Below are 20290 nucleotides of genomic sequence, written 5' to 3'. Positions count from 1 at the left end.
CCCGGCCCGGGTGTTCTTCGCCTTCCTGGCCCGGGACGTCCACGTCGTGTTCCGCAAGCAGCTCGGCGGCCTGCTCGGCCGGGTCCTGGTCCAGCCGTTGCTGACGGTGTTCGTGTTCTCCTACGTGCTGCCCTCGATTTCGGGCGGGATCGGCGGGACGTCGGGCACGGTGCTGGCGCCGGGCATCCTCGCCAACTCGATGCTGTTCGCCGGCCTGCTCGGCGTGACCGTGCCGCTGATCACGGAACTGTCCTACCCGAAGTCCATCCAGGACCGGTTGCTGACCCCGGTTCCGGTGTGGGCGGTGGGGGTGGAGCGGGTGGTCAGCGGCGCGGTGCAGTCGCTGTTCGCGGCGGTGCTGGTGCTGCCGATCGTGACGTTCCTGCACGCGCCGGGGCAGGCTCCGGCGCTGTCCTATTCGGACTGGCCGCTGCTGGTGCTGATGCTGCTGCTCGGCTCGGTGTTCTCCGCTGCTCTGGGTCTGCTGCTCGGGTCGGTGGTGGAACCTGCGCAGGTGAACGTGCTGTTCAGCATCATCATGATTCCGTTGATGATGCTCGGTTGTGTTTACTACCCGTGGGCGGCGTTGGGTTCGGTGCGGTGGTTGCAGGTTGCTGTGCTGGCGAATCCGGTGGTTTATCTGAGTGAGGCGCTGCGGGCTGCGTTGACGCCGGGTGTGCCGCATCTGTCGGCTTGGGTGGTGTTGGTCGTGCTTTTGGGTGGGACTGGTGGGGTGGGGTGGTTGGGGCTGCGGGCTTTTCAGCGGGCCGTGTTGGGGTGAAGGTGGTTGGTGCCTTTCTCTGCCAGGGCCTTTCCCTGCTGTGGGAGGTTTAGGCGGATGGGTTGTCTGCCGTGGCGGGGTGTCTGCTGTGGTGGGTTGGCTGCTGCGGGCGGGCGGGTTTCTGTCGCGGCGGGTTGTCTGTCGCTGTGGGTTGACTGCCGCAGCCGCCCTCTGCCGTAGCTTGGCGGGTCCGACCTCCCCCGCCCCTCCGGGGGGATTTTCAGCCGGCGGTTTTGCGGTGAGTCGTGGTTTGGCCGGCGGGATCGCAGCGCTCCGTGGTTCGGGTGGCGGTTTGCAGCGACCCGTGGTTCGGCTGGCGGGATTGCAGCGCTCCGTGGTTCGGCTGGCGGTTTTGCGGCGAGCCGCGGACCGGCTGGCGGTTCGCGGCTCGCCCGCTGGCTGAGCTGCGGGCGGGCTCAGCTGGCCAGGGCCACGAGGCCCTCGACCACCTCGGCGGGGCTCGGCTGCTCCCGGCTCTCCTGGGCCAGCCCGGCCGCCGCTTTGCCGTAGGCCGCGTTGTCGAGGATCTCGGCCGCCGCCCTTTGGATCGTCTCCGGGTCCGCCTCCGGGAGGTCCAGCTTGATGCCCGCACCCGCTGCCGACACCAGGCTCGAGATGAGCCGCTGGTCCGGCAGCTGGGGGATCATCAGCTGGGGGGTTCCGCAGGACACCGCCGTCAGTGCCGTACTCGGGCCCGCCTGTGAAATCAGCAGGTCGCAGCTGGGCAACAGCGCGTGCAACGGGATTCGCTCGACTATCCGGACGTTGTCCGGCACCGGGCCGACCGCCTCCAGGTCGTCGCCGGCCACCGTGGCCACCACCTCGACCGGCAGGCTTGCCGCCGCGTGGACGAGCCGGTCGATCACGCACTCGTAAAACGCCAGCTGGGAGCTGGTCGTTCCGTAGGTCACGCAGATCCGCGGGCGGGTCCGCGGTTCGGCCGCCCATGGCGGCAGCACCGTCGCGCCGTTGAACGGGACGTAGCGCATGTGCCGCCGGGTGAATTCGCCCGGTACCTGCAGGGTGGGCGGGCAGTGGTCCACGGTCACCGCGCCCGCGACGTCCACTGTGGACAAACCGAGCGAGGACGCGGTCGCCGCGAGCGCCGCCGGTTCGAAGGACCGGACGTAGGAAAGGATGTCGACGCCCCACAGGTGGCGCACGGCGGGGATGTCCAATGCCTTCGCGACCAGCGCCGCCGCGTAGGTGCTCTCCTCGAACACCACCAGGTCCGGGCGCCAGGACCGCATCAGCGCCAGCAGCGGGCCCGCCATCTTCTCCGCTATCCCGGCGTAGGCGGACACCGTGCGGGACTCCGTGCCCGAACCGCGCACGCGGGGGTCCGCCGCCAGCAGCCCGGCCACCGCCGGCTCGATCTCCTCGTCCCGCCCGACGGCCACCGCGGGCAGCCCGGACGCCCGCACCACCGGAACGAGGGACGGCTGGCTCGCGACCCGGACGTCGTGGCCCGCCGCGCGGAAGGCCCAGCCCAGGGTCACCATGGGCTGGTAGTGCGTCGGCCACGCCCACGTGCAGAACAGAATTCGCATGCCCGCACGGTCTCTTGCCCGCCTCGGGAACGGCTCGAACCTGCTTCGCCACCGCCACCGCCACCGCCACCGGTCCACCGCCGCCCGCCGCCGCCGCCGCAGCCGCCGCCGCAGCCGCCGCAGCCGCCGCCGCAGCCGCCGCCGCCGCCGCCGCAGCCGCCGCCGCAGCCGCCACCGGCCCGCCGCCGACCGCCCAGCGGCCCACCGGCCCGCCGCCCGCCTACCGGCCCGCCGCCCACTGGCGCTCCGGTCCACTGCCGACCGTTCTCCTGGCCCGCCGGCCCGCCGGCCCGCCGTCCACCGGCCTGCTGCCCACCGGCGCTCCGGTCCACTGCGGACCGTCCACCCGGCCCGCCGTCCACCGGCCCGCCGCTCACCGGCGCTCCGGTCCGCCGACGACCGCCCACCCGGGCCGCCGCCCACCGGCGCTCCGGCCCACTGCCGACCGTCCACCCGGGCCGCCGGCCCGCCGTCCACCCGGCCCGCCGCCCACGGCCCGCCACCCGCCGGCGCTCCGGCCGTCCGCCGACCCGCCACCGGACCACCCATCCTGGACCCGGACTCCAGCCGGTCTGGCGACCGTGGCCGCACTACTGGGTGGAGGTGAACCGGCGTGCGCGTGCTGCTGGTCTCGTGGGCCTGGCCGTCCCATGTGCGGCCCCTGGTGCCGATCGGGTGGGGCTTTCGCGCGGCGGGGCACGACGTCCGGTTCGCCACGCAGCCCCGGCTGGCCGGCGCGGTGACCGGCGCGGGGCTGCCCGCGGTGTCCGTGGGCGGCGGTGGCGACCACACCGCGTTGCTGGCCCGCGCCCTGCGCCCGATCCGGCCGGGCCCCGAGACCGGTGCGGCCCCGAGCACCGGCAAGCGGCTCGGGCTGTCGGTCGCGCTCGCCGAAGACATGGTCGATGACCTCGAGGCGTTCTGCCGCCACTGGGCGCCGGACCTCGTGCTCTACGAGCCGACCACCTACGCCGCGCCGCTCGTGGCCGCGAGACTCGGCTTACCGCACGTGCGCGTGCTGTGGGGCGTCGACTTCCACTCCCCGGCCCGCGCCTTCGAAAACCTCGCCTTCGCCGAACTGTGCGAAAAACTCGGGATCGACCGCTTCGACTCGGCCGGCACCGCCACCGTGGACCCGTGCCCGCCGTCGTTGCAGGTCGACGTGCCCGGCCGCGTCCTGCGCACCAGGTACGTTCCCTACAACGGGACCGGCGCCGTGCCGGGCTGGCTGTGGACCGAGCCGCGCCATCCCCGGGTGGTGCTCACCTGGGGGGTCTCGCCGCAGTTCAAGGGACCGGGTGAATGGGACGCCGCGGCGCGGCGGATGCGGGCGCTCGTCGCGGCGCTCGCGCGGCCGGACCGTGACCTGGTGGTCGCGGTGTCGAGCACGGACGCCCTCGGCGGGGACCTGCCCGACGGCGTCCGGGTGGTCGAGAACCTGCCGCTGCACCTCGTGCTGCCGAGCAGCGCGGTGCTGATCTCGCGCGGCGGCGCCGGATCCATGATGACCGGGATCGCGGCCGGCGTGCGGCAGGTCGTGGTGCCCGAGTACTTCCCGGACCTCGTGCCGTCCCAGCGGCTGGCCGCCACCGGAGCCGGTGCGCTGGTCGAAGACGACGACCCGGAGTCGGTGCGGGCCGCGCTGGACGCGGTCCTCGCCGACGAGGCGGCCGCCGCTGCCGCCCGGCGGCTGCGGTCCGAGGTGGCCGCGCAGGCCACGCTCGACGAGACGGTCGGCGAACTGCTGACGCTGGCCGGCCGCCGGTGACCCCGTGATCCGCCCGACGGCCGTCGCCGGCCGAGGAGGCCGTATGCGCTTGCTGTTCGTGTCGTGGGCCTGGCCCTCGCACCTGTTCCCGATGGTCCCGACGGCGTGGGGCCTGCGGCTGGCCGGGCACGAGGTCGTGCTCGCCTGCCCGCCGTCGCTGGTGCCGGTGGCGGCCCGGACCGGGCTGCCGGTCGCCCGCATCGGCACCGACGTCGACCTCGCGCCGCGGATGAAGTCCTTCATGGACGGTGCGAAACCTCGGCGGGAGCGGCGGACCCCGCTCGACATGTTCGTCCCGGTCGCCGACGCCATGGCCGGTGACCTGCTCCGGTTCGCCCGCGACTGGCGCGCGGACGTCATCGTGCACGACCCGACGACCTACGCCGCCCCGGCCGTCGCCGCCGCGCTCGGCGTGCCGTCCGTGCGGCACCTGTGGGGCGTGGACTTCACCTACCCGCTGCGGATGTTCGAGGGGACCGCCTTCGCGGATCTCTACGAACGGCTCGGTGCCGGCGCGTGCGTGGTCAGCGGGGACACGCCGACGCTCGACCCGTGCCCGCCGGGCCTGCAGCTGCCGGTGGAGTACACCCCGGTGCGGATGGCCTACCGGCCCTACAACGGCACCGCGGTCTACGAGCGCCGGCTCCGCGGCCGCGGAATGGTGCCCCGGCTGTGCGTCACCTGGGGGACGACCAGCGGGAAGTTCGGCGCGGCCGGCTCGCTCCCGGCGCTCGTCTTCGCCGCCGCCGCCGACCTGGGCCTCGACGTCGTGTTCGCGACCTCGGGCGCCGAGGCGTTCGGCCCGGAGTACCCGAAGACCTGGCAGACCGTCGTGATGCAACCGCTCAACCTGGTGCTGCCGGGCTGCGACCTGGTGGTCCACCCCGGGGGCTCGGGCAGCGCCCTCACCACCGTGCTCGCCGGGTTGCCGCAGGTGTGCCTGCCGCTCATCCCGGACCAGGAGACGAACGCGGCCCAGCTGGCCGGCGCCGGGGCCGGGGTGCGGGTCGGCGCCGACGGCGCGACCGTCGAAGCGATCCGGGACGTCCTCGCCGAGCTCCTGGCCGACCCCTCGTTCACCGAGGCGGCGGCCGCGCTGCGCGAGGAGTCCCGCGCGTTGCCGGACCCGGCCGCGGCGGGCGCCGGGCTGCTCGCCGCGGTGGGAGGCTGACGTGCGCGTCCTGCTGACCTCGTGGGCCTGGCCCACGCACTACTTCTGGCTCACGCCGATCGCGTGGTCCCTGCGGGCCGCCGGGCACGAGGTGCTCGTCGCGGTGCCGCCGGGCGCGGTGACCGGGGTGACGCGCGGCGGGCTGCCGGCCGCCGCCGTCGGCGCCGACTTCGACGTGCTGCCGATCATCGAGAAGTACTACTGGGCCTCGCCACTGGCCGAGGAGGCCGCGGCGGGCGAGCTGACCGACTGGGACGCCGCCCGCGCGGCGGGTGAACAGCCCCTGTCCGTCTACGCGCTCATCGCGAAGGTCATGCAGGACGACCTGGTCGCGCTCGTCCGCCGGTGGCAGCCCGACCTCATGGTGTTCGACGCGGTCACCTACGCCGGACCGCTCGCCGCGGCCGCGTGCGGCGTGCCGGCGGTGCGCCAGATCTGGGGCGTGGACTACAGCTCGTACCTCACCGGGTTCGCGCCGCGGGCGCTCGCCGCCCACCGGGCCGCGCTCGGCCTCGACGACCTCGACGTGCTCGGGACGGCCACGCTCGACCCGTGCCCGCCGAGCCTCCAGCGCCGCGACGACGTGCGCCGCCTCTTCGCCCGGCACCTGCCGTTCAACGGCTCCGGCACCGTCCCGCGCTGGCTGCTCGAACCGCCGCGCCGCAAGCGGATCTGCGTCACCTGGGGCACCATCGCGCACGTGCTCGGCGAGCGCGCGTTCGGCGTGGACAAGGTGCTGGGCGCCTTCGCCGAGGTCGACGCCGAGGTCGTCTGCGCGGTGTCGCCGCGGGACCGCGCGCGGCTCGGCGCGCTGCCGGCGAACGTCCGGGTGGCCGAGAACCTGCCGCTGCACCTGCTGCTGCCCAGCTGCGACCTGATCGTCTCCCAAGGGGGCGCCGGTGCGGTCGCGTCGGCCGTCACCGCGGGCGTGCCGCAGGTGTGCGTGCCGCACTTCGGCGAGCACGTGGTCAACAGCCGGGCGATCGCGGACGCCGGCGCGGGCGAGCTGGTCCCGCTCGACGCCGCGACCGTGGAGTCCGTGGGGGCCGCCGTGCTGCGGGTGCTCGGTTCCGCGTCGCACGAGAAGGCCGCGGCGGCGCTGGCCGAGGAGGCCGCCGCGCAGCCGGCACTGTCCGAAGTGGCCGCCGGGTTGCCGGAACTGGCCGGGGTGAAAGGGAGCGGCCCGTGCGGGTGATGTTCACCTTGTGGAACTGGACGACCCACCTCTACCCGATGGTGCCGCTGGCGTGGTCGTTGCGCGCGGCGGGGCACGAGGTGGTCGTGGCGACCCAGGCGGGACTGGTGCCCGCGGTGCGGGCCACCGGCCTGCCCGCGGTGGCGGTCGGCGCCGACGTCGACACCGCCGCGATGATGGGGCAGTACGTGCAGCGCGCGCGGCGGCACGACGCCCAGCTCGTGGAATGGGCGCAGATGCGCCGGTTCGGGCCGCGCAACTGCTGGCTCGGGGTGGCGGCGGCCGAGGCGATGACCGGCGGGCTGCACGACTTCGCCCGCGCGTGGCGGCCGGACCTGGTGGTGTTCGAGGCGACGACGTACGCCGGGCCGATCGTGGCGCAGCTGCTCGGCGTGCCCGCCGTCCGGCACACCTGGGGGATCGACTACGCCTGCCTCACCCGGGAGTTCGAGGACGAAGCACTGGCGGACCTGTGCGCCCGGTGGGGCCTGCCGGGCGTGGAACCGCTGGGGGAGGTCACCGTCGACCCGTGCCCGCCGAGCGTGCAGGTGACGCCGGGCGGGCCGGTCCCCGGCGTGCCCGAAGTGACCCGGCTGCCCATGCGGTACGTGCCCTTCAACGGACCCGGGGTGCTGCCCGGCTGGCTGACCGAACCGCGACGCGGCCGGCGGATCTGCGTCACCTGGGGCATGTCGAACGGGCGGTTCGACAAGGAGCTCGTCGTCACCGGCCGGGTCGTCGAAGCCCTCGCCGGGCTCGGCGCCGAGGTGGTGGCCGCGGTGCCGGCGGCGGAGGGGGAGGCGATCGAGGCGGTCGCGCCGAACGTGCGGGTGGTGCGGGGACTGCCGTTCCACGCGCTGCTGCCGACCTGCGACGCGGTGGTCTCCCAAGGCGGCCTCGGCACGCTCCTGACGGCGGTCGACGCCGGGGTGCCCCAGGTCGTCGTGCCCCAGCGCGCGGACCTGATCCTCAACGCCCGTCAGCTCGTCGCGGCCGGTGCGGCCGATTTCGTCTTCCCCGGCGACGGTTTCGAGGAGCTGCTGACCGAAAAGGTGGCCGCCGTCCTGGCCGGTTCCCTCGACGAGGGCGCCCGGAAGCTTTCCGCCGAGCTGCACGAGCTGCCCACCCCGAACCAGATCGCCGCCCGGTTGCCGCTGCGCGAAGCGGCGTCGACCGCCGCTTGAGGCCGCGTGCCGAGGATGGCCGCCAAGGAGGAACACATGACCACAGAGACGCTGTCCGTGCTGCACGGCCCCCGGGAAGCGTATTCCGAAGGCGCGCGCATCGAAGAGCTGGTCGCGCGCACCGCCGAGCGCTGCGGTGACGCGGTGGCGCTGCGGTGGCGGGACACCGAAGTGACCTACGCCGAGCTCGTGGCGGACGCCGCGGAGGCGGCCTCGGCGCTGGCGGCGGCCGGGGTCGGCCCGGGTGACATCGTGGCGGTCCGTGCGCCGCGCACCCCGCGCCTGGTCGCGGTGCTGCTCGGCGTGCTGCGCACCGGCGCCGCCTACGCCTGCGCGCCCCCGGACTGGCCGCTGGACCGGGTGCGGCAGCTGATCGAGCGGACCGGGGCGAAACTGCTGCTGAGCCACGAGCCGTTCGCCGGGGTGTCCACACTGGACATCGACGCCCTGCCGGGCGGGGCACCGGTGCCCGCGCACGGACTCGACGGCACGGCACCCTTTTGCGTGTTCCTGACCTCCGGCAGCACCGGCGTGCCGAAGGCCGCGCTCGCGCCGCACACCGGCGTCGCCCGCACCGCCCTCGACCGGCGGCACGGGCACGACGGCCGGATCGTCTCGCTCCAGCAGGCGAACCCGGCGTGGGACGTGTTCGCGTTCGAGCTCTGGGTGCCGTTGATCAAGGGCGGCACCGCCGTGCTCCACGACGGCGGGCACCTCAGCGGCCCGCAGGTGCGCGCGCGGATCGGCGAGGGCGTGACGCTCATCGCGATGGCGTCGACGCTGTTCAACGCGCTGGTGGACGACGACGTCGAGTGCTTCGCCGGCGCGCGCGTGCTGTTCGTAGGCGGCGAGCGGGCTTCGGCCGCGCACGTGAAGCGGTGCCTGCGCGCGCACCCCGGCCTGCGGCTGGTCAACGCCTACGGACCCGTGGAGAACACGGTGAGCACCACCGCGTGGTCCACCACGGACCCGGACTTCGGCGACGAGGTCCCGATCGGCACGCCGTCGGTGAACACCTCGGTGTACCTGCTCGACGAGGACCGCCGGATCGTCCCGGCCGGGCAGACCGGCGAGATCGTGACCGTCGGCGACGGCGTGTGCTTCGGGTACGTCGGCGACGAAGCCGAGACGGCGAAACGGTTCGCCACGCTGGCCTTCGACGGGGTGCCCCGCCGCGCGTACTTCACCGGCGACCTGGCGCGGCTCGACGAAGCGGGCCGGCTGGTGTTCGTCGGCCGTCGCGACCGGCAGCTCAAGGTCCGCGGGGTCCGGATCGAGGCCGAGGAGGTCGAGCGGATCGTCGAGGCGGTGCCCGGCGTCACCGCCGGCGTGGTGGTGCCGCTGCCGTTCGACGCAGCGGTGAAGACCAGCCTGGCCGCGTTCTACGTCGGCGAGGGCGTGCCGCCCGAGCTGGTGCGCAAGGCCGTCGCCGCGGTCCTGCCCGCCGGCTTCGTCCCCGACGTCGTCCTCGCCGTGGCGGAGTTCCCGCAGCTGCCCAACGGGAAGCTCGACCAGCGAGCGCTCGCCGAAGCGGCGGCGGGTGCGGGCTCCGTGCCGTCCGCCGACGACGGCGTGGGCCTCGAAGCCGCCCTGCGGGAGATCGCCTCCGAGGTGCTCGGCTACCGGGTGGGCGTCGACGACGACATCTTCGACCGGGGCGCCACCTCGCTCACCGCGATCCGCATCTGCACCCGGGTCGGCGCGCTGTTCGGCCGGCTGGTCGCGGTGCCCGACATCCTCGCCGCGCGCACCCCGCGGGCCATCGCCGCGGCTGTGGGCGCGGCACCGGCCCTCGAGCCCGGTGCCGGCGGCCACCGCGACCCCGGACCGGAGACCACCTACGAGCCGGAGTACGTCCCGTTCACCGTCGCCGAGTTCTGGCACGCCCAGAAGCAGGCCGGCCACCTCGAGGAAGCCGTCGTGCCGGTGATCTACCGGATCAGCGGCGGCGTCGACCGGGCCGCGCTCGGCCGGGCGCTCGACCACGTCGTCGCCCGGCACGAGGTGCTGCGGGCCCGGTTCGCCGAGGGCGGCCGGACGCCGAAGGTGCGGATCCACCCGGCCGCCGAACTGGCCGGGCTGCTGACCGACCGCCCGGCGGCCACGACGGCGGACGCGGTCCGGGACGCGTGCGTCTGGGTGATGCGCCCGTTCGACCTCGGCGCGGACTTCCCGATCCGGGCCGCGTACTACCCGGTGTCGGCCACCGAATCGGTGCTCGCCGTGGGCATCCACCACATCTCGTTCGACGGGTGGTCCGGCCAGGTCTTCGCCGCGGACCTGGTCCGCGCCTACGACGCCTTCCTCGCCGGGCGGCCCGGCCTGGCCGAGTGGCCGGCCAGCTACTACCGCGTTTCGGCCGAGCAGTGGGAGCAGTACCGCGACCGGTACCCGGTCGCGGTCTACACCAAGCAGACGACCATGGCCGACGCGCCGGAGCTGCACTTCCCGCTGCCCGGCCCCCGGCCGTGGGGCGGACCGGCGGCCGAGGTCGGCCTCGACATCGACGAGGTGCTGCTGCCGGCGGTCGGCCGGGCCGCCGCCGCGGTCGGCGGCACCGTGATGGCCGTCTTCTACGCGGCCTACGTGCTGCTCCTGCGGGAACTGACCGGCGAACAGTCACCGGCGGTCGCGCTGCCGACCACCGGGCGGTTCACCGAAGAAGCCGGCGACGTCATCGGGTGCCTCGCGAGCATGGTCCCGATGCGCCCGCCCGCGGAGATCGACGACCCGGCCGAGCTCGCCGCGGCCGCCGCACGGCAGCTGCGCGAGGTGATGCGGCCCCCGCTGGTGCCGCTCACCGCGGTGATGCCGTCGATCCCCGACGGCCACCAGCGGCACCCGCTGCTGCAGGCCTACCTGCTGCAGGAGGAGATGCCGCCGGGGGCGGTGCGGTTCGGCGACGCGCGGGCCGAGCTGGTCCGCGTGCCGCCGCGCAACGCCCTGCCGGAGATCACCCTGGAGCTGTGGCCGCACCCGGCCGTCGGCGGGGTGCTGCGCTACCGGACCGACGCGATCGGCGAGGAGCAGGCCCGCGGCCTCGCCGCCCGGCTCATCGACCACGTGACGCAGGTCGTCCGTGCCCTGGAGGGAAAGCTGTGACTTCCGAGAATGCTGTTACGCCCGACATCGAGTCCCTGATCCGGGCCGCGAGCGGCCGCCCGGACGAGGTGCGAGCCCGGCTGGACGCGCTCGGCCTCGCCCGGGTCGCCGAACTCGCGGTGGCCGAGTGGACGCTGCGGCTCGACCCGCCCGTGAACCCGCTGGAGATCCACATCGGACTGTCCGTTTCGGACGGCCGGGAGTCCGCGGACCACACGTGGGTGCTGCGGGCCGGCGAGCCGGTGCGCGTGCTGCCGGGCCTGCACCCCGGCTGCGACGTCCGGCTGCGTTACGACGCCGGGGACCTGATCGCCGAACTGTGGGGTCCCTCGCGCGGGCGCTCGTCGGCCGCCCGCGCCTACGAACTGGCGACCGCGGCGGACACCTCGTTCCCGCCCCGCGAACGCCAGCCCTCCATCGCCGCGGCGTCGGCCACCCTCACCGCGGCGCTGTCGGCGCGGGCGCCGGACCTGGGTGCGCTGGCCGTCCGGTACGGCTCGGACAAGTGGGGCCAGACGCACTGGTTCACCCAGCACTACGAGCGGCACTTCGCGCCGCTGCGCGAGGAACCGGTGCGGCTGCTGGAAATCGGCGTCGGCGGCTACGAGGACGAGGAGTCTGGTGGCGGTTCGCTGAAGATGTGGCGCCGCTACTTCCCGCGGGCCTCGGTGTTCGGGCTCGACTACTTCGACAAGTCCCGGTTCTCCGGACCGCGGCTGACCGTGGTGCGCGGAGACCAGAACGACCCGGCCCAGCTCGACGCGCTGGCCAAGGAGCACGGCCCGTTCGACATCGTGATCGACGACGGCAGCCACATCAACGAACACGTGCTCACGTCGTTCCGGGCGCTGTTCCCGTACGTGCGCACCGGGGGCTTCTACGTGATCGAGGACCTGTGGACGTCCTACCTGCCCGGCTACGGCGGCGACGACCGCGATTTCGGCGTGCCCACGACGATGCTCGGGTTGCTGAAGACGCTGCTGGACGACCTGCACCACCAGGAACGTGACACCGGTGGCGAGCCGTCGGCGACCGAGGCCGGGCTGGTCGGCATGCACGTCTACCACAACATCGCGTTCCTGGAGAAGGGCCGCAACGCCGAAGGCGGCATCCCGCGCTGGATGCCCCGCGCGCCGCACTGGTGAACCCCCGGTGTTCCCCTCGCCCCGCGGCGAGGGGAACACCGGCGTCAGGTGAGGACCGGCGCCGCCAGGTAGCGGTCGAGGACGCGCTGGTAATAGGTCGGGCCGAGGCCGAACCGGGTCACCACGTCGGGGATCAGCCGCGTCAGCTTCGCCAGCGAAACCGGCACCGCCGACGTCGTCCGCGGCGGCTGCGGGCAGTACTCGCGTTCGACGCACCGGCCGAGCCGGTCCTCGATGTGCCGGATGATGTCGTCGATCGGCACCGCCACCCCGGACCCGAGGTTGACCACCCCGGTGACCCCGCGCGCCAGCAGGATGTCGATCATCGAGATCGCGTGCTCGACGTCGAGCAGGTCCCGGTGCGCGTGCTCGTAGACGCGCACCCGCCCCGACCGCACCTGGGCGACCAGCGCCGGCAGCAGCTGGTGGGCGCGCTGGTTGTGGCCGACCAGGTTGGTCATCCGCAGGATGAGGTGCTCCACTCCGGAGTGGGCGACCACGGCCTCCATGGCCAGCTTGTGCCTGCCGTAGGCGAGTGGCGGGAAGACGACGTCGTCCTCGCGGGTCGGGCAGTCGGCCGCGCCGTACATCGCGCCCGACGCCGTCGACAGGTACACCAGCCGCTCGCCGGTCCGCCGGCAGCGCCGGAGGGCGTCGTACAACACCGCCGCGTCCTTGCCGTAGTCCTCCGGCGAGGTCACGGTCGTGGTCGCGACACCGGTGGCGAGGATGACCGTGCGCGGATGGTCGATGCCGTGTTCGTGCAGGTTCTTGGCCATGAAACCGCGTCCGATGATCTCCACCGGTGCTCCTCTCGGTCCGGGTCGGCCCAGCCCGGATCGTCGGGCGCCGGACTCGAAGGGCCGTCCAATGTGGCTCACGCGGGTTGTCCTTCGAACGGAGGACACCCCGGATCGATCGTTCGCACCTCGCCGCGGGCGAACCGGGGTCGCTAGCCTGGCGCCATGCTGAAGGATTCCGTGATCAGGACGCGCGGCCTGCGGAAGAAGTACCGGGACACCGTGGCGCTCGACGTCGTGGATCTCGATGTGGAGCAGGGCGAGATCTTCGCCTTGCTCGGGCCGAACGGCGCCGGCAAGACGACGCTGACCGAGATCCTCGAGGGCTTCCGCGACCGGGACGCCGGCGAGATCGACGTGCTCGGCGAGGATCCCGGCAAGGCGAGCCTCGCCTGGCGCACGCGGGTGGGCGTCGTCCTGCAGAACTCGCAGGACTACGCGCAGCTGACCGTGCTCGAGGTGCTCACGCACTTCGCCTCCTTCTACCCGGACGCCCGGCGCCCGGCGGAGCTGGTCGAGGCGGTCGGGCTGAGCGGTCACGAGCAGAAGCGGGCCGCGCAGCTGTCCGGCGGCCAGCGGCGGCGGCTCGACGTGGCGCTCGGCCTCGTCGGGCGTCCGGAGCTGCTCTTCCTCGACGAACCGACCACCGGCTTCGACCCCGAGGTGCGGCGGCAGTTCTGGGACCTGGTGGCCGGCCTGCGTGAAGAGGGCACCACGATCCTGCTGACCACGCACTACCTCGACGAGGCCGAGCACCTGGCCGACCGGGTCGGGGTGCTGAGCAAGGGCGCGCTCGTGGACGTCGACACGCCGGCGCGCCTCGGCGGGCGGCACCTGCTCGAGGCGGTCGTGTCCTGGACCGACGCCGACGGTCCGCACGAGGTGCGGAGCGCGAACCCGACGCGGACCGTGCTGGAGCTGGCCGCGCGGTTCGGCGACGACATCCCCGGCCTCGCCGTCCGGCGGCCGACCCTCGAAGACGTCTACCTGAGCATGATCGGAGCGACCGGTGACTGAGACGAAGACCGCGGACCGGGCGATCCGGCTCCCCGTGCCCGCGTGGCGGATCGGGCTGGCGCGCGGCTCGCTGGAGATCAAGCAGTTCTTCCGCGAGAAGGGCCAGGTGATCTTCACCTTCGCCCTGCCGGTGATCATGCTGGTGCTGCTGGCGAGCATCTTCCGGGGCCGGATCGGCGACACCGGTGTGGACGCCCAGCAGATCTACGTCACCGGCATGCTGGGGGTCGGCATCCTGTCGACCTCGTTCCAGAGCATGGTGCTCCAGGTGGCGGGCGAGCGCGCCAACGGCACGCTGAAGCGGCTGCGCGGGACGCCGATGCCGCGCAGCGCCTACTTCGTGGGCAAGATCGCCGTCGTGCTGGTGTCCAGCCTCGGCCAGGTGGTCGTCCTGCTCGGGGTCGGCACCCTCTTCTTCGGCCTGCACCTGCCCTCCGACGCGGCGCACTGGCTGACGTTCGTGTGGGTCTACGTGCTCGGCATCGTCGCGTGCACGCTGCTCGGCCTCGCCTACTCGAGCGTGGTGCCGGCCGCGAGCGCGGGCGCGATGGTGTTCCTGCCGGTGATCACCCTGCAGTTCATCTCCGGGGTGTTCATCCCGTTCAACCAGCTGCCCGACGTGCTGCAGAAGATCGCCTCGGTCTTCCCGCTCAAGTGGCTCTGCCAGGGCATGCGTTCGGTGTTCCTGCCGGACGCCTTCCAGCAGTACGAACCCGGGCTGTCCTGGGCGCACGGGCGGGTCGCGCTGGTGCTGGCCGGGTACGGCGTGCTTGGGTTGGTCCTGTGCCTGACGACGTTCCGCTGGAAGGGTCGCGACGACGGGTGAAGGCTCCGGTGACGTCCGCGGAGAAGGACGCCAGCGGGCAGGGCTGGCTGCTGCGGATCCTGCTGGGCTGGCACGCGTCCTTCGCGCTGATGGGGGTCGTGCTCGTCGTGCTCGCCGCGTTCGAGCGCGACCCCTGGTTCGTCTACGCCGTGGTCGCGCTCATCGGCGTCGCCTACGCCGTGGTGGGCGCGCCCGCGCTGGGCGGCACAGCGCCGGCCGGCCACGGCTGGTTCTTCCTCGCGCTGGCCTTCGCCGGGACGCTGGGGATGGTGGCCGTCGACGGGCTGATGTCGATCGCCCTGTACGTGCTCCTGCCCGCGGCGTTCGCCCTGCTGCAGCCCATCCGGATCGCGGTGTGGGCCTGCCTCGCCGTCACCCTGGCGAGTGACGTCCTGATCCTCAGCCGCCGCGGCTGGACGCCCGCCGCGGTCTCCGACGTCGCCGTGCAGACCGCCACCGTGTGGCTGTTCGCGCTGCTCGTGGGCTTCTTCGTGACCCAGCTGCTCACCGAAAACCGGCGGCGGGGGGAGCTGATCGCCGAACTGGAGAACGTCCGCAGCGAACTGACCGAGTCCTACCACGAGGCCGGCGTCCAGTCCGAACGCTACCGGCTCGCCCAGGAGATCCACGACACGGTCGGGCAGGGCCTGACCAGCCTGCTGATGCTGATCCGCGCGGCCGACGCGGCCATCCCCGCCGACCCGGAGCGGGCGCACGAACGGCTCGCGCTGGCGCAGAAGACGGCGACGGACAACCTGGCCGAAGTGCGTGCCGTGATCAGCGCGTCCGGGCCCGCCGGGCTGAGCGGGTCGCCGCTCGACGTGGCGATCGGGAAGGTCGTCGCCCGGCTGGGGCAGGAGCTGGGGATCGAGGCGACCGCGGAAGTGCTCGGCGAGCCGCGGGCGCCGTCGACCGACGTCCAGGTGGTGCTGCTGCGCGCGGTGCAGGAGGCGCTGGCCAACGTGCGCAAGCACGCGCACGCCACCCGCGTGCGCGTGCGGGTGCGCTACCACGCCCGGTCGGTGGAGCTCGAGGTCGCCGACGACGGCCGCGGCTTCGTGACCGACGGCGCCTCGGGCTTCGGCCTGGCCGGGATGCGTGCGCGGGTCGAACAGGTCTCCGGCATGATGACGGTGTCCAGCACGCCCGGTTCGGGCACGACGATCAAGATCGAGGTGAGCTGTTGAGCATCCGGATCGTGCTCGCCGACGACCACCCGGTGGTGCGCGCGGGCCTGGTCGGGCTGCTCGCGATGGAGGCGGACTTCGAAATCGTCGGCGAGGCGGCCGACGGGGCCGAGGCCGTCGCCGTGGCCGCCGGGCTCCGGCCGGACGTCGTGCTGATGGACCTGCGGATGCCGGAACTCGACGGGGTCGCGGCGACCGCGCGGATCGTGGCCGAGGTGCCGGGCTGCCGCGTGCTGATCCTGACCACCTACGACACCGACCAGAACATCGTGCACGCCGTCGAAGCGGGCGCTTCGGGGTACCTCCTCAAGGACGCGACCCCCGAGGAGCTGGCGGCGGCGGTCCGCGCCGCGGCGGGCGGGGAAACCGTGCTGTCGCCGGCGATCGTCGCGAAACTGGTGAACCACCTGCGCAGTCCCGCCCCGGCGCCGGCCGAGCCGGAACTGCTGACCCCGCGCGAAACCCAGGTGCTGCGGCTGGTGGCCCGGGGGCTGACGAACGCGGACATCGGCCGGGAGCTGCACATCAGCGAGACGACCGTGAAGACGCACCTGGTGCGGATGTTCGCCAAGCTCGAAGTCGGCGACCGCACGGCGGCGGTCACGGTCGCGATGGAACGGGGCATTTTTCCGGGTTGAGTACACTGAGGACTGTCGCCACGGGCTGTCTTCGAGGGTGATTCGAGTTCCCCCGGCGAGGGTGGGCACCTGAACTTCTTCCGAAGGAAGGTGCACCGGTGGTGACTTCTCCCTCCACTCTCGTTCAGCGGGACATGCTGGACCGGTTCCTGGAATCGGCGGCCACGCTGAGCACGCCGACGCTCGGCGGGCACGGTGAAGTCACCGCCTGGCTGGCCGAACGGAGTGCGCGCGGCAGCTACACGACCGAGGCGATCCCGTTCGCCGAGCTGGACGGCTGGGCGTTCGACCCGGACACCGGCGACCTCGGCCACCGGTCCGGCGGGTTCTTCACGATCCGCGGTCTCGACGTGCACGATCCCGCCGGCGTCGTGCCGTCGTGGACGCAGCCGATCATCCACCAGCCCGAGGTCGGCGTGCTCGGCATCCTGGTCAAGGAGATCGACGGGGTGCTCTGCCTGCTGATGCAGGCGAAGATGGAACCGGGCAACGTCAACGTGATCCAGCTTTCCCCGACCGTCCAGGCCACCCGCAGCAACTTCCTGCGCCTGCACGGCGGCGCGGCGACGAAGTACCTCGAGCACTTCACCGAGCCCGGCCGCGGCACCGTGCTCGTCGACGTGCTGCACTCGGAGCAGGGTGGCCGGTTCTTCCGCAAGCGCAACCGCAACATCATCGTCGAGACCACCGAGGACGTGCCGCTGCACGAAGGCTTCCGGTGGTTCACCCTCGGCCAGGTCCACGAGCTGCTGCGGCAGGACAACATGGTCAACATGGACAGCCGCACCGTGCTGGCCTGCCTCCCGATGAACTCCACCGCCCGGCCGCCCGAGCGGCGCGCGGGCGAGCTGGGCCCGGCGATCGTCGCCTCCTTCCGGCAGGACCCCGAACCCGCCGGGATCCAGAACTGGCTCAACCACGTCAAAGGCGACTGCGAGCTCACCGCGAAACTCACGCCCCTGCGGTCGATCGGCCGCTGGCACCGGGACGAGCGGGTGATCGCCCACGAGGAGGGCCGCTACTTCGAGGTCGTCGCGATGTCGGTCACGGCCACCGGCCGCGAGGTCCGCAGCTGGACCCAGCCGCTCATCGCGCCGTGCGGCACGGGCCTGGTCGGCTTCCTGGCCAGCCGCGCCCGCGGGTACCTCGAAGTGCTGCTGCAGGCCAGGGTCGAGGCGGGCACCCCCGACATCGTCGAGCTGGGCCCGACCGTGCAGTGCATGCCGGACAACTACCTGCACCTGGCGCCGGAACGGCGTCCGGCGTTCCTGGACCACGTGCGCACGGCGCAGGGGAAGGACGTCAAGTACGACGTCGTCCTCTCGGAGGAAGGCGGCCGGTTCTACCGGGCCGAAAACCGGTACCGGATCGTGGAGGTCGCCGACGACGTCCGGTTCGCCGCGACCCCGCCGGGCTTCCGCTGGGCCAGCCTCGCCCAGCTGTCGGCGCTCATCCCGCACAGCGGCTACCTGAACGTCGAAGCACGCAGCCTGCTGGCCTGCATGCGCGCCCTCTGCTGACCCCGCCCCGGCCGGGCACTTTCACGTGAAAGTGCCCACCCGCCGACCCTGCCGACCCTGCCGACCAGGAGGTCGAACCCGTGTTCCCCGAACGGCTCGAACGAGCTGTCTACGGGCTGTACGTCACGCACGCGGTGCAGCTGGCCTGCGCCCACGGTGTGTTCGACGCCCTGCTGCCCGCGCCCGCACCGGCCACCGTGGTGGCCGAAAAACTGGGGCTCGACCGGGAGACCCTCCACCGGATCCTCGTCGTGCTCGGCGGCGCGGGCCTGCTCGAGTCCGGAGTGGACGGCTGGGCGGTGCCCGCCGACCTCCGGCCGTTCCTCGACTCCGGCGCCGAGGACTACCTGGGCGGGTTCGTCACCCACCTGGTCGAGAGCACGGCCGGGCGGATGGGCGAGGTGGCGGGCTTCCTCGAACGGGGCAAGCCGGCCGGCACCCGGCCGTTCGACGCGCTCTACCACGACGAGGCCGCCACCGAGCGCTTCCTGCAGGCCATGTGGGACCTCAGCCACGGCGTCTCGGCGGAGCTGGCCGCACTGTCCGAACTGGACACCGCGACGCACCTGGTCGACGTCGGCGGCGCGAGCGGCCCGTTCGCGGTGGCCGCGCTGCGGGCCGCGCCGTCGCTGACGGCCACGGTGTTCGACCTGCCCGCGGTCGGCCCCGCCGTCGCCCGCACGCGCGAGCGCTTCGGCCTCGAAGGACGGCTCGGGTTCACCCCCGGTGACTTCTTCCGCGACCCGCTGCCCGAGGGTGACCGGATCGCGTTCGGCTACATCCTGTCCGACTGGACCGACGAAACGTGCGCCGGGCTGCTGGCCGCCGCGCGCCGCGCGTGCCGGCCCGGCGGGCTGGTGCTGATCATGGAGCGGCTGTTCGACGACGACGGCGTCGGCCCGCTCGCCACCGCGGCGATGAACCTCTCCATGCACGTCGAAACCGAAGGCCGGCACCGCAGCGCCGCGGAATACGTCGAGCTGCTGACCGCGGCCGGGTTCCACGGCTGCGAGGTCCGGCGCGGCACCCGCGACAAGCACCTCGTGCTGGGCCGCGCGCGATGACCGCCTTCACCGGGGTCTGCGCGGACGTCGTCGCGGCCCAGCGAAGAGCCGGCCGGTTCGCGCTCTCGCCCGCCGAGCGGGAGCTTTTCGGGCGGTGGTACGAGGAAGCCGCCGCCGAGCCCACCGAAGCGAACCTGCCGCTGCGGCTGCTGACCCGCCCGTTCAGCCCGCGGCCGATCCCGGAGTACTACCGCTACACCAGCCTGCACGTCCACGAGTGGTTCCTGGCGGACGCACCCGACCCGGTGGCGGCCGCTGGCCTGGCACTGTGGCTCACCCTGAACGACCTGCTCGACCTCGAGCGCCGGGCGCTGCCGCAGCTGCCGTACCTCGCCGAGCGCGTCGAGCTGCTGACCGGGCTGACCGCGCGCGTCGCCGACCTGCCCGCGACCCCGCGCAGCCGGGTGGGGGAGCTGCCGGTGGACGAGCCGCGGGCGTTCCTGCTGCTGGGGTGTTCGGGCTTCCCGCAGTCCGACAAGCACGAGGAGCACGTGTTCCTGCGGTCGGTGCAGGCGTGCGAGCTGGTATTCTTCCTGGTCCGGCGGCTTGCCCTGCCGGCCGGGTCGGCGTTCCGGCTGCGTCAGCTCGGCCTGTTCGCCGACCTGCTCAACGGCATCTTCGAGGTGCTGACGACGCTCACGCCGGAGCGGTTCATGTCGTTCCGCGCCGAGACGGGCGACGCCAGCGCCGTGCAGTCGATGAACTACCACCTGATGGAACTGGTGGTGCACGGCCACGATCCGCGCCGCGAGGAGATCTTCGCGCGGTTCCCGCACTTGTCGTGCCTGCGCGGCGAACCGCACGTGGAGGTGCAGCCGCTGCGCCGGGTGGTGGCCGGACTGGGTCGTCCCGAGCTGGACGAGCTGTGCGCGGTCGCCGAGCGTGCCCTGCTCGTCTGGCGCGGCCGGCACTACGGCTTCGCCCGCAAGTACCTGCCCGACAGCAAAGGGTCGGGCGGCACGGACGGCTGGGCCTACCTGAAACGGTTCGTCACCAAGAACGCTCCGCCGCCACCGGAAGTCGACCTTGTCGCGTTTGCTTGCCTGTGACCGTTTCCGGCCGGTGGCGGCGCCACCGGCCGGCGGCCGGAGTCAGCGACCGCGCCGCAGCCGGATGCTCGCGGTCACCCAGATGAACAGCACCAGCACGACGATCGCGATCGCGATGCCGATCAGCGCGCCCGAGTCGACCGCGCCGGTCAGGTAGAGGACCACCCAGACCAGCGCCAGCGGCATCGCGGAGCCGAGGACGGCGGCCGCGGGGAAGCGCTTGGCGGGTGTGGTGCCCTCGCGCCGGGGATTGCTCATGGTGCACTCCTTCTTCGTGGAATTCACTGGATCTG

Annotated in this window: 17 protein-coding genes; 14 read left to right on the top strand and 3 right to left on the bottom strand. The window is 73.2% G+C overall.

All coding sequences use genetic code 11. From position 1 onward, the window contains the following. The first annotated feature begins 10 nt into the window (after window positions 1-10). Window positions 11-781 carry an ABC transporter permease gene (locus ACLJPY_RS00815; RefSeq protein WP_410586007.1) on the top strand — a complete coding sequence of 257 codons (771 nt, stop codon included), beginning with the start codon at window positions 11-13 and terminating at the stop codon, window positions 779-781. A 416-nt stretch (window positions 782-1197) separates the two neighbouring features. Here the strand turns inward: ACLJPY_RS00815 and ACLJPY_RS00810 are convergent, their stop codons facing one another. After that, window positions 1198-2331, bottom strand: coding sequence for a nucleotide disphospho-sugar-binding domain-containing protein (locus ACLJPY_RS00810; RefSeq protein WP_410586006.1), 1134 nt, complete (start codon window positions 2329-2331; stop codon window positions 1198-1200). Window positions 2332-2944: 613 nt separating this feature from the next. Here ACLJPY_RS00810 and ACLJPY_RS00805 point away from each other — a divergent pair. From ACLJPY_RS00805 to ACLJPY_RS00780, 6 genes are read left to right on the top strand one after another with little or no spacing between them, the layout of a single operon-like run. Continuing rightward, a complete protein-coding gene (locus tag ACLJPY_RS00805) occupies window positions 2945-4099 on the top strand; it encodes a nucleotide disphospho-sugar-binding domain-containing protein (RefSeq protein WP_410586005.1) in 1155 nt (384 codons plus the stop codon). A 43-nt stretch (window positions 4100-4142) separates the two neighbouring features. Further along, window positions 4143-5270 (top strand): glycosyltransferase, encoded by a 1128-nt coding sequence (locus tag ACLJPY_RS00800; RefSeq protein ID WP_410586004.1) that lies wholly within the window; start codon window positions 4143-4145, stop codon window positions 5268-5270. A 1-nt stretch (window position 5271) separates the two neighbouring features. Beyond that, a complete protein-coding gene (locus ACLJPY_RS00795) occupies window positions 5272-6465 on the top strand; it encodes a nucleotide disphospho-sugar-binding domain-containing protein (protein ID WP_410586003.1) in 1194 nt (397 codons plus the stop codon). Then, on the top strand, window positions 6465-7649 hold the full coding sequence (locus ACLJPY_RS00790; protein ID WP_410586433.1) for a nucleotide disphospho-sugar-binding domain-containing protein: 1185 nt from the start codon (window positions 6465-6467) through the stop codon (window positions 7647-7649). Before ACLJPY_RS00795 ends, ACLJPY_RS00790 begins: the two co-directional genes overlap by 1 nt. A gap of 36 nt (window positions 7650-7685) precedes the next feature. Beyond that, window positions 7686-10751 (top strand): AMP-binding protein, encoded by a 3066-nt coding sequence (locus ACLJPY_RS00785; protein ID WP_410586002.1) that lies wholly within the window; start codon window positions 7686-7688, stop codon window positions 10749-10751. After that, window positions 10748-11896, top strand: a complete 1149-nt coding sequence (locus ACLJPY_RS00780; protein WP_410586001.1) for a class I SAM-dependent methyltransferase — start codon at window positions 10748-10750, stop codon at window positions 11894-11896. The genes ACLJPY_RS00785 and ACLJPY_RS00780 overlap by 4 nt, the downstream gene beginning before the upstream one ends. Before the next feature lie 44 nt (window positions 11897-11940). Here the strand turns inward: ACLJPY_RS00780 and ACLJPY_RS00775 are convergent, their stop codons facing one another. Next, complete coding sequence (locus ACLJPY_RS00775) at window positions 11941-12699, bottom strand: NAD-dependent epimerase/dehydratase family protein (RefSeq protein WP_410586000.1); 759 nt, start codon at window positions 12697-12699, stop codon at window positions 11941-11943. Between the two features lie 162 nt (window positions 12700-12861). Here ACLJPY_RS00775 and ACLJPY_RS00770 point away from each other — a divergent pair, with 162 nt between their 5' ends. The 7 genes from ACLJPY_RS00770 (at window position 12862) to ACLJPY_RS00740 (ending at window position 19997) form a co-directional block, all read left to right on the top strand. Beyond that, on the top strand, window positions 12862-13713 hold the full coding sequence (locus ACLJPY_RS00770; RefSeq protein ID WP_410585999.1) for an ABC transporter ATP-binding protein: 852 nt from the start codon (window positions 12862-12864) through the stop codon (window positions 13711-13713). Continuing rightward, entirely contained in the window at window positions 13706-14539 is an 834-nt protein-coding gene (locus ACLJPY_RS00765; RefSeq protein WP_410585998.1) for an ABC transporter permease, read from the top strand. The genes ACLJPY_RS00770 and ACLJPY_RS00765 overlap by 8 nt, the downstream gene beginning before the upstream one ends. 8 nt (window positions 14540-14547) lie before the next feature. Then, complete coding sequence (locus ACLJPY_RS00760; RefSeq protein WP_410585997.1) at window positions 14548-15726, top strand: histidine kinase; 1179 nt, start codon at window positions 14548-14550, stop codon at window positions 15724-15726. Continuing rightward, window positions 15723-16364, top strand: a complete 642-nt coding sequence (locus ACLJPY_RS00755) for a response regulator (RefSeq protein WP_410567092.1) — start codon at window positions 15723-15725, stop codon at window positions 16362-16364. The genes ACLJPY_RS00760 and ACLJPY_RS00755 overlap by 4 nt, the downstream gene beginning before the upstream one ends. Window positions 16365-16462: 98 nt before the next feature. Continuing rightward, window positions 16463-17884 carry an NDP-hexose 2,3-dehydratase family protein gene (locus ACLJPY_RS00750; protein ID WP_410585996.1) on the top strand — a complete coding sequence of 474 codons (1422 nt, stop codon included), beginning with the start codon at window positions 16463-16465 and terminating at the stop codon, window positions 17882-17884. 80 nt (window positions 17885-17964) lie between these two features. Then, window positions 17965-18948 carry a methyltransferase gene (locus ACLJPY_RS00745; protein ID WP_410585995.1) on the top strand — a complete coding sequence of 328 codons (984 nt, stop codon included), beginning with the start codon at window positions 17965-17967 and terminating at the stop codon, window positions 18946-18948. Beyond that, window positions 18945-19997, top strand: coding sequence for a hypothetical protein (locus tag ACLJPY_RS00740; protein WP_410585994.1), 1053 nt, complete (start codon window positions 18945-18947; stop codon window positions 19995-19997). Before ACLJPY_RS00745 ends, ACLJPY_RS00740 begins: the two co-directional genes overlap by 4 nt. A gap of 42 nt (window positions 19998-20039) precedes the next feature. Here ACLJPY_RS00740 and ACLJPY_RS00735 read toward each other — a convergent pair whose 3' ends face one another. Beyond that, complete coding sequence (locus ACLJPY_RS00735; RefSeq protein WP_410567085.1) at window positions 20040-20255, bottom strand: hypothetical protein; 216 nt, start codon at window positions 20253-20255, stop codon at window positions 20040-20042. Between the last annotated feature and the right edge of the window lie 35 nt (window positions 20256-20290).

This window comes from Amycolatopsis sp. lyj-23 (genome assembly GCF_046549135.1).
Lineage (GTDB): Bacteria > Actinomycetota > Actinomycetes > Mycobacteriales > Pseudonocardiaceae > Amycolatopsis.
This window is presented reverse-complemented; position numbering and strand designations above follow the sequence as displayed.

Coding starts and splice junctions, on each gene's coding strand:
- ACLJPY_RS00785 (WP_410586002.1), top strand. CDS start 7,686: ATGACCACAGAGACGCTGTCCGTGCTGCACGGCCCCCGGGAAGCGTAT.
- ACLJPY_RS00790 (WP_410586433.1), top strand. CDS start 6,465: ATGTTCACCTTGTGGAACTGGACGACCCACCTCTACCCGATGGTGCCG.
- ACLJPY_RS00810 (WP_410586006.1), bottom strand. CDS start 2,331: ATGCGAATTCTGTTCTGCACGTGGGCGTGGCCGACGCACTACCAGCCC.
- ACLJPY_RS00735 (WP_410567085.1), bottom strand. CDS start 20,255: ATGAGCAATCCCCGGCGCGAGGGCACCACACCCGCCAAGCGCTTCCCC.
- ACLJPY_RS00800 (WP_410586004.1), top strand. CDS start 4,143: ATGCGCTTGCTGTTCGTGTCGTGGGCCTGGCCCTCGCACCTGTTCCCG.
- ACLJPY_RS00770 (WP_410585999.1), top strand. CDS start 12,862: ATGCTGAAGGATTCCGTGATCAGGACGCGCGGCCTGCGGAAGAAGTAC.
- ACLJPY_RS00740 (WP_410585994.1), top strand. CDS start 18,945: ATGACCGCCTTCACCGGGGTCTGCGCGGACGTCGTCGCGGCCCAGCGA.